This is a genomic window from Streptomyces sp. A0958, from assembly GCF_004795035.1.
Taxonomy (GTDB): domain Bacteria; phylum Actinomycetota; class Actinomycetes; order Streptomycetales; family Streptomycetaceae; genus Streptomyces.
On record NZ_SSBK01000004.1, the window covers coordinates 68,339 to 77,242 of the forward strand.

The 8,904-nt window shown below is 70.8% G+C and carries 8 protein-coding genes; 6 read left to right on the plus strand and 2 right to left on the minus strand.

All coding sequences use genetic code 11. The annotated features are described in order from the left end of the window. Positions 1-45: 45 nt before the first annotated feature. A complete protein-coding gene (locus E6P78_RS05590; protein WP_206307728.1) occupies positions 46-213 on the minus strand; it encodes a hypothetical protein in 168 nt (55 codons plus the stop codon). 37 nt (positions 214-250) lie between these two features. Next, positions 251-1,198 carry a methionyl-tRNA formyltransferase gene (locus E6P78_RS05595; RefSeq protein ID WP_136202372.1) on the minus strand — a complete coding sequence of 316 codons (948 nt, stop codon included), beginning with the start codon at positions 1,196-1,198 and terminating at the stop codon, positions 251-253. A 249-nt stretch (positions 1,199-1,447) separates the two neighbouring features. Here E6P78_RS05595 and E6P78_RS05600 point away from each other — a divergent pair, with 249 nt between their 5' ends. The 6 genes from E6P78_RS05600 to E6P78_RS05625 all read left to right on the plus strand — a co-directional run bounded on the left by E6P78_RS05600 (position 1,448) and on the right by E6P78_RS05625 (position 8,886). Beyond that, on the plus strand, positions 1,448-2,797 hold the full coding sequence (locus E6P78_RS05600; protein WP_136202373.1) for a lysine N(6)-hydroxylase/L-ornithine N(5)-oxygenase family protein: 1,350 nt from the start codon (positions 1,448-1,450) through the stop codon (positions 2,795-2,797). Positions 2,798-2,880: 83 nt separating this feature from the next. After that, positions 2,881-3,939 (plus strand): iron ABC transporter permease, encoded by a 1,059-nt coding sequence (locus E6P78_RS05605; protein ID WP_206307729.1) that lies wholly within the window; start codon positions 2,881-2,883, stop codon positions 3,937-3,939. Next, complete coding sequence (locus E6P78_RS05610) at positions 3,936-4,997, plus strand: iron ABC transporter permease (RefSeq protein WP_136202374.1); 1,062 nt, start codon at positions 3,936-3,938, stop codon at positions 4,995-4,997. The genes E6P78_RS05605 and E6P78_RS05610 overlap by 4 nt, the downstream gene beginning before the upstream one ends. A 39-nt stretch (positions 4,998-5,036) precedes the next feature. Next, entirely contained in the window at positions 5,037-5,879 is an 843-nt protein-coding gene (locus E6P78_RS05615) for an ABC transporter ATP-binding protein (protein ID WP_136202375.1), read from the plus strand. A gap of 114 nt (positions 5,880-5,993) precedes the next feature. Beyond that, entirely contained in the window at positions 5,994-7,052 is a 1,059-nt protein-coding gene (locus tag E6P78_RS05620) for an iron-siderophore ABC transporter substrate-binding protein (protein ID WP_136202376.1), read from the plus strand. Positions 7,053-7,095: 43 nt separating this feature from the next. Beyond that, positions 7,096-8,886 (plus strand): ABC transporter ATP-binding protein, encoded by a 1,791-nt coding sequence (locus E6P78_RS05625; protein ID WP_136202377.1) that lies wholly within the window; start codon positions 7,096-7,098, stop codon positions 8,884-8,886. Positions 8,887-8,904: the final 18 nt, after the last annotated feature.

Genomic DNA, 8,904 nt, shown 5'->3' on the forward strand with positions numbered 1-8,904 from the left:
CGCGGTGGGGGAGTTGAGCGGGGGCGGCCATGCGGCCGTCCCCGCTCAACCGGTTCTGCCTCCCGCCGCCGGAACGGTCCGGGCGAGCAGCCCGTCGACGGGGATGCGCAGCGCCTCGGGGTAGACGTCCCGCGCGGCCAGCTGCGCCCAGCGGCCGCCGATGGCCGCCAGATGGGGGACCCGGGCGGCGTCGAAGGCATCCCGGAAGACCACGCGCCCCGCCCCGGCAGGCGTCGTGACCGCTCCCGGGTCAGGGACGGCTGGTCAGGTAGCCGCCCATGGACGTGAAGTACTCCGTCGCCGGCAGTTCCCGGCCGTCCTCGGTCCGTACGCGCGTGATGGCCAGGCCGTGGTTGCGGCCGGTGCGGGCATCGGCTCCGGCGACGATCACCACACCGTCCCCCTCGCGGTAGAAGATCCGGCCGGGTGTCCCGCCGTAACGGCCCTCGGACACCACGGCGGTGACGACCTCGATCCGCCGGCCCCGGTGGAAGGCGAAGGCGCTGGGGTAGGGCGCCGACTGGGCGCGCACCAGGCGTTCCAGGTCCTCGGCGGGCCAGTTCCAGTCGATCCGGATGTCCTCCTCGGACCGCTTGTGGAAGAAGGTCGCCTGCGAGCGGTCCTGCGGCGTGAACTCCGTCTGCCCGTCGGCGATCCTGGCGAGCGCCTTGGTGGTGACCGGGGCGATGAGGTCGACGGTCTTGTGGAAGAGATCGGTGGCGGTGTCCTTCGGGCCGACCGGGACGGACTCCTGGCGGACGATGTCGCCGGCGTCGAGCTCGTCGTTCATCATGTGCGCGGTGACGCCCACTTCGCTCTCGCCGTTGATGAGCGCCCAGATCAGCGGCGAGAAGCCCGCGTACTTCGGCAGCAGCGAATCGTGGACGTTCAGGGTGCCCCGGCGCGGAAGCGCGAAGATCCGCGGCGGAATCCACGTACGCCAGTTGTTGGCCACGATGACGTCGGGGTCGGCCTCCTTGAGCCGCTCGTACAGCTCGTCGTCGTCGGGCCGGTTGCGGATGAGCACCGGAACGCCGTGCTCCTCGGCGAGGTCGGCGACGGAGTCGCTCCAGATCTTCTCGTAGGCGTGCTCGCTCCTGGGATGGGTCACGACCAGCGCCACGTCGTGTTCGGAGTCCAGGAGGGCTTGCAGGGTGCGGTGCCCCCAGGTCTGGTAACCGAACATGACGACCCGCATGGGGGTTCCTCCTCAAGGTAGAAACAGAGCGGGCTCAGTAAAGCAAGGCTTACCTTATCTGGCAACAGACGCATAAGGTGCCCCAGTTGGGGTGGTTCGGTGGCCGGGGTGTCCGAATCCGGCCTGTCGACAGCATTGACGGATTAGCTTAGGCTCACCTAAGTTCATCGGGTCGCTCCGTCGGCGTGCCCGTATCTTCGCCCGTTCCCCACATCCGACAGGCGGCTTCCCCGCACGAATGGGAGTGACATGTCACAGGCTCGTCCTGGCGACGCACCAGCGGTCCACGACCTCATTGGTATCGGCTTCGGCCCGTCCAACGTGGCCATGGCGATCGCGATCAGTGAGCACAACGCGCGCTCCGGGACGCAGAGAGCGGTGACCGCTCAATTCTTCGAGCAGCAGCCTCGCTTCGGCTGGCACCGCGGGATGCTCATCGACGACGCCACCATGCAGGTCTCCTTCCTCAAGGACCTGGTGACGCTCCGCAACCCGTCCAGTGAGTTCAGCTTCCTCTGCTACCTGAAGAGCAAGGGGCGCCTGATCGACTTCATCAATCACAAGAACCTCTTCCCGCTGCGGGTCGAGTTCCACGAGTACTTCGAGTGGGCCGCCGCCCAGGTCGCCGGCATGGTCTCCTACGACCACGAGGTCGTCGGCGTCACCCAGGTCGTCCGGGACGGCGCCGTGGAGTTCCTGGACGTCACGGTCCGCTCGGGGGAGGGGCTCACCGTCCACCGCGCCCGCAACCTCGTCATCGGCACCGGGCTGCGCCCCCTCGTACCGGAAGGCGTGGAGCGCGGCGACCGCGTCTGGCACAACTCCGAACTGCTGGCGCGGGTCGGCGAACTGGAAGGCACCTCGCCCTCCCGCTTCGTCGTCGTGGGCGCCGGGCAGAGCGCCGCCGAGAACGTCGCCTATCTGCACCGCCGCTTCCCCGGCGCCGAGATATGCGCCGTCTTCTCCCGCTACGGCTACAGCCCCGCCGACGACAGCAGTTTCGCCAACAAGATCTTCGACCCGGACGCGGTGGACGAGTTCTACGCGGCGCCGGAGCCCGTCAAGCGCAAGCTGATGGGCTATCACGGCAACACCAACTACTCCGTCGTCGACATCGACCTGATCGACGACCTGTACCGGCAGATGTACCAGGAGAAGGTGCTCGGCACCGAGCGGCTGCGCTTCCTCAACGTGTCCCGGCTCGCCGAGGTCAAGGAGACCCCGGACAAGGTCCGCGCCACGGTGAAGTCCCTCGTCACGGGCGAGGAGACCTTCCTGGACGCCGATGTCGTGGTCTTCGCCACCGGCTACAGCCCCGCCGACCCCCTCGGCCTCCTGGGCGAGGTCGCGGAGCACTGCCTGCGCGACGACGAGGGCCGGGTCCGCGTCGAGCGCGACTACCGCATCGCCACCGACGACGCGCTGGACTGCGGCATCTACCTCCAGGGCGGTACGGAGCACACCCACGGGATCACCTCCGCCCTGCTGTCCAACACCGCGATCAGGGTCGGCGAGATCCTGGACTCGCTGCTGGACCGGAGCGTCAAGTCCGCACCCGACGAGGCCCGTCCGCTCACCGACGGGACCAGCAGAACCTAGGCGAACCGGCTACGGGTACGGCCCCGCGGGGTTGCGGTGCCCGGGCGCCGGCCCGATGGATCAGAGGGATAACGTACGTCGACATGAGCACGACTGCAGTGGAGCTCCCCGCGCCCAGCGGCATGGCCCGGGCCCGTCACCGACGGGTCGTGGGTCTGGGCGCGCTCGCGGTGACCCTCCTGGTCGTGGCGGCGCTGTCCCTGGTCGTCGGGGCGCGTTCGCTCACCCCCGCCGAGGTGTGGCACGGGCTGTTCGCGGCCCCGGAATCCGATCAGCGGCTCTCCGACATCCGGCTCATCGTGCAGACCGTACGGGTGCCCCGCACGGTGCTCGGGATCGTGGCCGGCATCGCGCTCGGCGTCGGCGGTGCGCTGATCCAGGGGTACACGCGCAACCCGATCGCCGACACCGGGCTGGTGGGCGTCAACGCCGGCGCCTCGTTCGCCGTGGTGTCGGTGATCGCCGTGTTCGGGTTCACCGACCCGCTCCAGTACGTCTGGTTCGGCTTTCTCGGGGCGGCGGTCGCCGGCGTCGTCGTGTTCGGTCTCTCGAGCATCGGCAGGGGCGCCGGCAACCCGCTGACGCTCGCTCTGGCCGGGCAGGGGGTCACGGTCTTCCTCGCGGCGATGACCACGGCCGTGGCGCTGTCCGACACGAAGTCCCTGAACGCGCTGCGGTTCTGGAACGCGGGCTCAGTGGCCGGTGTCGGCTTCGACGTCATCTGGCCGGTCACCGCGTTCGTCGCGGCCGGGCTGGTGCCGGCCCTCGTCATGCTGCCCTCCCTGAACCTGCTCAACCTCGGTGACGACGTGGCGCGCGGACTCGGCGTCAACATCGCGCTGAGCCGGACGGTCGGCATCGTCGCCATCACCCTGCTGGCGGGCGCGGCCACGGCGGCCTGCGGCCCCATCGCGTTCCTCGGGCTCATGGTCGCCCACGTGGCCCGGTATCTGACCGGGCCCGACTACCGCTGGCTGGTGCCGTACGCGGGTCTGCTCGGAGCCGTCGTCCTGCTGGTGTGCGACATCGTCGGGCGCCTGGTGGTGCGGCCCGGCGAACTGGACGCGGGCGTCGTCGTCTCCCTGCTCGGCGCCCCGTTCTTCGCGGCCCTGGTCTGGCGCGGAAAGTTCAGGAGCGCATGAACGGCACGGAAATGAAGCCATCCATGGCGGCGGGCGTCCGCGTCGGCCGGGTCTCGTTCGTCTGGCGGCCCTGGCTCGTCCTGGTCACCCTGCTGCTGGCTGCGGCGGCCTTCCTGGTGTTCTGCCTGTCCATCGGCGTAGGCGACTTCCCCATCGGCCTGTCCCGGGTGATCGCCACGATCTTCGGCCGGGGCGAGCAGGTCGACGAGTTCGTCATCATGGACCTGCGGATGCCGCGCGCCCTGGCCGGGCTCGTCGTCGGCGTCGCGCTGGGGGTCTCCGGCGCGATCACGCAGTCCGTCGCGCGCAACCCGCTGGCCAGCCCCGACATCCTAGGCATCACCGGAGGCGCGAGCGCGGTCGCCGTGTTCCTGGTCACCGTCTCGGGCGGGGCCGCCGCGGCGGTCGTCGACTCCGTCGGCCTGTCGGCGGCGGCGCTCCTGGGCGGTCTCGGTACGGGGCTGCTGGTGTACTTCCTGGCCTGGCGGCGCGGGATCGACGGCTTCCGGCTCATCCTCATCGGCATCTCGGTGAGCGCCGCGATGGAGGCGATCACCACCTGGCTGCTGGTGTCGGCCGACATACGCGATGTGGCGCGGGCCCAGGCGTGGCTGGTCGGCTCCCTGGACAACCGGTCGTGGGGCGAGGTCCGGGTGGCGCTCTGGTGCACTCTCGTCCTCCTGGCCGTGGTGACCTGCCTCGCGTTCCAGTTCAAGCCGCTCCACCTCGGTGACGAGGTCGCCGCGGGGCTCGGGGTCCGGTTCACCAGGGTGCGGGCCGTCATGCTGCTGTGCGCGGTCCTGCTGGCCGCCGCCGCGGTGAGCGCGGCGGGCCCCGTCCCCTTCGTCGCGCTCGTGGCACCCCAGGTGGCGATGCGCCTGGCGAGACACCCGACGCCGCCGATGGCGGCCTCCGGCCTGCTGGGCGGGGTGCTGCTGACCGGGGCCGACCTGATCGCCCGTACGGCCCTGCCCATCGGCCTGCCGGTCGGTGTGGTCACCGCCGCGATCGGCGGGCCCTTCCTGGTGTACCTGCTGGTCCGGGCGAACCTCAGGTAAATGACAGACGAGTCGGACAACCCGAGCAGAGGGGGGCCTGTGGCCGCGCACAGCACCATCACCCGGACCGAGGCGGTGGGCGGCGACGTCCCACGGCTGGCGGCCAGAGGCATCACGGTCGGCTACGGCGGCCGGACCGTCATCGACGGCCTCGACGTCGAGATCCCCTCCGGGGTGATCACCACCATCATCGGCCCCAACGGCTGCGGCAAGTCGACGCTGTTGCGCACCCTGACCCGGCTGCTGAAGCCGGCCGGCGGCGCCGTCGTGCTGGACGGCGAGGACATCGCCGGGCTCCGGACCCGGGACGTGGCGAAGAAGCTCGGCCTGCTGCCCCAGGCGCCCGTCGCGCCGGAGGGGCTTACGGTGTCGGACCTGGTCGCCAGAGGGCGCCATCCGCACCAGGGCTGGCTGCGGCAGTGGTCGTCGGACGACGCCGACGTCGTGCGGCGTGCGCTCGCCATGACCGGCGTGTCCGGCCTCGCCGACCGGCCCGTCGACTCGCTGTCCGGCGGGCAACGTCAGCGCGTGTGGATATCGATGACCCTGGCTCAGGGCACCGACCTCCTGCTGCTGGACGAGCCCACCACCTATCTGGACCTGGCGCACGCGATCGACGTGCTCGACCTGGTGGACGACCTCCACGAGTCGGGGCGCACCGTGGTGATGGTGCTGCACGACCTCAATCTCGCCACGCGCTACAGCGACAACCTCGTGGTCATGCGCGAGGGTTCGATCCTGGCGCAGGGGCACCCGCGTGACGTGATCACGGCCGAGCTGCTGGACGAGGCGTTCGGGCTGCGCGCCATGGTGATCGACGACCCGGTGGGCGACCGGCCGCTCATCGTGCCCATCGGACGTACCCACGTCCAGGTCAACTAGGGTCCGGATCAAGGAAGTAGGAGAGTAAGGCTAGGCTGGCCTCACTTGGTCGGGGTAAGGTTTGCCTGCCCTTGTGAAGGGCCTCGACGGACAGTGTGAAAGCAAGGGATTCGGATGCTCCTCGACAGAACGGCGCCCACCAGGTCTTGGCGGCGGCTCGCGGCGGTACTGACCGCGGCGACCCTCGGCGTCGGCCTTCTCGCGGGCTGCGGCTCCGACTCGGACGACAAGGCGGGCGACAAGGCCCCGGCGTCCTCCGCCGGCGGCGCCTTCCCCGTCACCGTGGAGCACGCGTTCGGAGCCACGAAGATCACCAAGGCCCCTGAGCGGGTCGTCTCCGTCGGCTACACGGACGACCAGGACATCCTGGCGTTCGGCATCAAGCCGGTCGGCATGGTCGACCAGTACCCGAACCCCGACGGCAAGACCCCCGACATCAACACCCAGTGGCCCTGGGTGAAGGACAAGTGGGGGGACGCCCGCCCCGAGGTCATCATGAAGAACGGTGACGCCGGCCCCAACTACGAGAAGATCGCGGCCCTGCGCCCGGATCTGATCATCGCCGTCTACTCCGAGATCGACCGGGCCGCCTACGACAAGCTGTCGAAGATCGCCCCGACGGTGGGCCGCACCAAGGCCGAGAAGGAGCCCTTCAGCGCGCCGTGGCAGGACAACGCGGTGCACATCGCCAAGGCGCTCGGCAAGGAGAAGGAGGGCAAGGAGATGGTGGCCGGCATCCAGGAGAAGCTGGACGCCGCCGCGAAGGCGCACCCCGAGTTCGCCGGGCAGACCGCCGTCCCGCTGTCCTGGTACGACAACTCGGTGGCGCCGTTCACCACCACCGACGTACGCGGACGCCTGCTGACGGGCATCGGCTACAAGGGCGACACGGAGATCGACAAGATCGCCGGCGGCAAGTTCTACACCAAGCTGTCCCCCGAGCGCATGGACCTCGTCGACGTCGACCGCGTATTCGTCATCAACGACAAGGCCGACCAGGAGGCCCTGAAGAAGTCCAAGCTCTTCAGCAACCTCAAGGCGTTCAAGGAGGGGCGCGTGTCCTACCTCCTCGACAGCGAGGGCCCGGCGGTCGGCGCCGCCATCTCCCAGGGCACGCTGCTGTCCATGCCGTACGCGATCGACGAGCTCGTGAAGTCGGCGGCCGCCCAGTGACTGCGCCCGCCCCGTCCCGCCCCCGGCCCGCCCCGGCGTCCGGGTGAGCACCACCGGCACCCGCGCCGACTCCCCGTCGGCCCTGCGTACGGCGACGGGCGGTGAGGCCGGCCGCTGGCTCGCGGCGCACTGCCGCGCGGTGCCGTGGCTGACGGCCGCGACCCTCCTCACCACCGTGGCCGGGGCGGCGCTCCAGGTGCTCCCGGTGCTGCTGCTCGGCCAGGTGGTCGACGGGGTCGTGGACGGCGAGTCGCATGCGGTGCTGGTCAGGGTCGGTGTGCTGATGGTGGCCGCCGCGCTGTTCGGCGCGGCGGCCACCGCGGCTTCGACGTATCTGATCGGACGGCTGGGCGCCGACCTGCTGGCCACCCTGCGGGAAGGTGCCGTCCGGGCGGTGCTGGGCATGCCGAGCGCACGGCTGGAGCAGGTCGGCCGCGGTGATGTGCTCTCCCGGGTGGGCGACGACGTCGCCGTGCTCTCCCGGGGCATCCGGAGCGCGATCCCCACCGTGTTCTCGGCGGGTGTGCTCGTCGCCATCGCCACCGTCGGCATGTTCGGCCTGGACTGGCGGCTCGGCCTGGCGGGCGCCGGTGCGCTGCCGGCGTACGCGCTGGCGCTGCGCTGGTACCTGCCCCGCTCCGCCCCGCTCTACCGAAAGCAGCGCACGGCGCAGGCCGATCGCGCCCAGGCGCTGATCAGCGGCCTGAACGGGATCGACACGGTCCGGGCTTACCGCCTGGAGGACGCGTTCCGCGAGAAGGTCACCGCCGAGTCGTGGCGGGTGCGCGAACTGGGCATCGAGGTGTTCCGGTTCTTCGGCCGGTTCGTCGGCCGGGAGAACCGTGCCGAGTTCATCGGCCTGGTCCTGATCCTGCTGGTCGGCTACGCCCTGCTGGAGGGCGACGCGGCCACGCTCGGAGAGGTGTCGGCCGCCCCGCTGATGTTCCACCGGCTGTTCACCCCGCTCGGCGCGATCATGTTCACCTTCGACGAGGCGCAGAAGTCGGGCGCGAGCCTGACCCGCCTGGTCGGGGTGGTGGGGGAGGACGCGGAGGACCGGCTGGTGGGCGACCCCTCCGTGACAGCGGCCCAGGAGGTGCCGTACCCGGTGAGTGTGGAGGGGCTGACGTTCCGCTACCCCGACGCCGAGGAGCCGGTTCTGTACGACGTGAGCCTGTCGATCCCGGCGGGCGGCTCCCTCGCGCTGGTGGGGGCGACGGGCGCCGGCAAGTCGACGCTGGCGGCGCTGATCGCCGGTATCGGCACGCCGCAGTCGGGATCGGTGCGCATCGGGCCGACGGACCTCGCGGACCTGGACGAGGCGGGCGCGCGGGCCCTGGTGAGCATCCTGACGCAGGAGACCCATGTGTTCTCCGGTCCGCTCGCCGACGACCTGCGGCTGGCCGCGCCGGAGGCGAGCGACGCCGAACTGCTGGACGCCCTGCGGACGGTCGGCGCCGGCGGATGGGTGGAGGCGCTGCCCGAGGGGCTGCACACCGCGGTCGGCGAGGGCGGTGAGCGGCTGGACGTCACCAAGGTGGCCCAGATCGCGCTGGCCCGCCTGGTGCTGGCCCGTTCGCCGGTGGTGGTGCTCGACGAGTCCACCGCCGAGGCCGGCAGCGAGGGCGCCGCGGAGCTGGAACGCGCCGTGCTGGCCGCCTGCGCGGGACGTACCACGCTGTTCGTGGCGCACCGGCTGACCCAGGCCATGGCGGCGGACCGGATCGCCGTCCTGGACGCGGGGCGTGTCGTGGAGCAGGGCTCCCACCAGGAGTTGGTCGCTCTGGGCGGCCGTTACGCACGCCTGTGGCGGGCCTGGCGAGAAGGCAGTTAGGCCCCTCTCGGTTAGGTT

Bases quoted from the DNA above. Each gene is read 5' to 3' on its own strand.
- E6P78_RS05595 (WP_136202372.1), bottom strand. From the start codon at position 1,198: ATGCGGGTCGTCATGTTCGGTTACCAGACCTGGGGGCACCGCACCCTG.
- E6P78_RS05600 (WP_136202373.1), top strand. From the start codon at position 1,448: ATGTCACAGGCTCGTCCTGGCGACGCACCAGCGGTCCACGACCTCATT.
- E6P78_RS05605 (WP_206307729.1), top strand. From the start codon at position 2,881: ATGAGCACGACTGCAGTGGAGCTCCCCGCGCCCAGCGGCATGGCCCGG.
- E6P78_RS05610 (WP_136202374.1), top strand. From the start codon at position 3,936: ATGAACGGCACGGAAATGAAGCCATCCATGGCGGCGGGCGTCCGCGTC.
- E6P78_RS05620 (WP_136202376.1), top strand. From the start codon at position 5,994: ATGCTCCTCGACAGAACGGCGCCCACCAGGTCTTGGCGGCGGCTCGCG.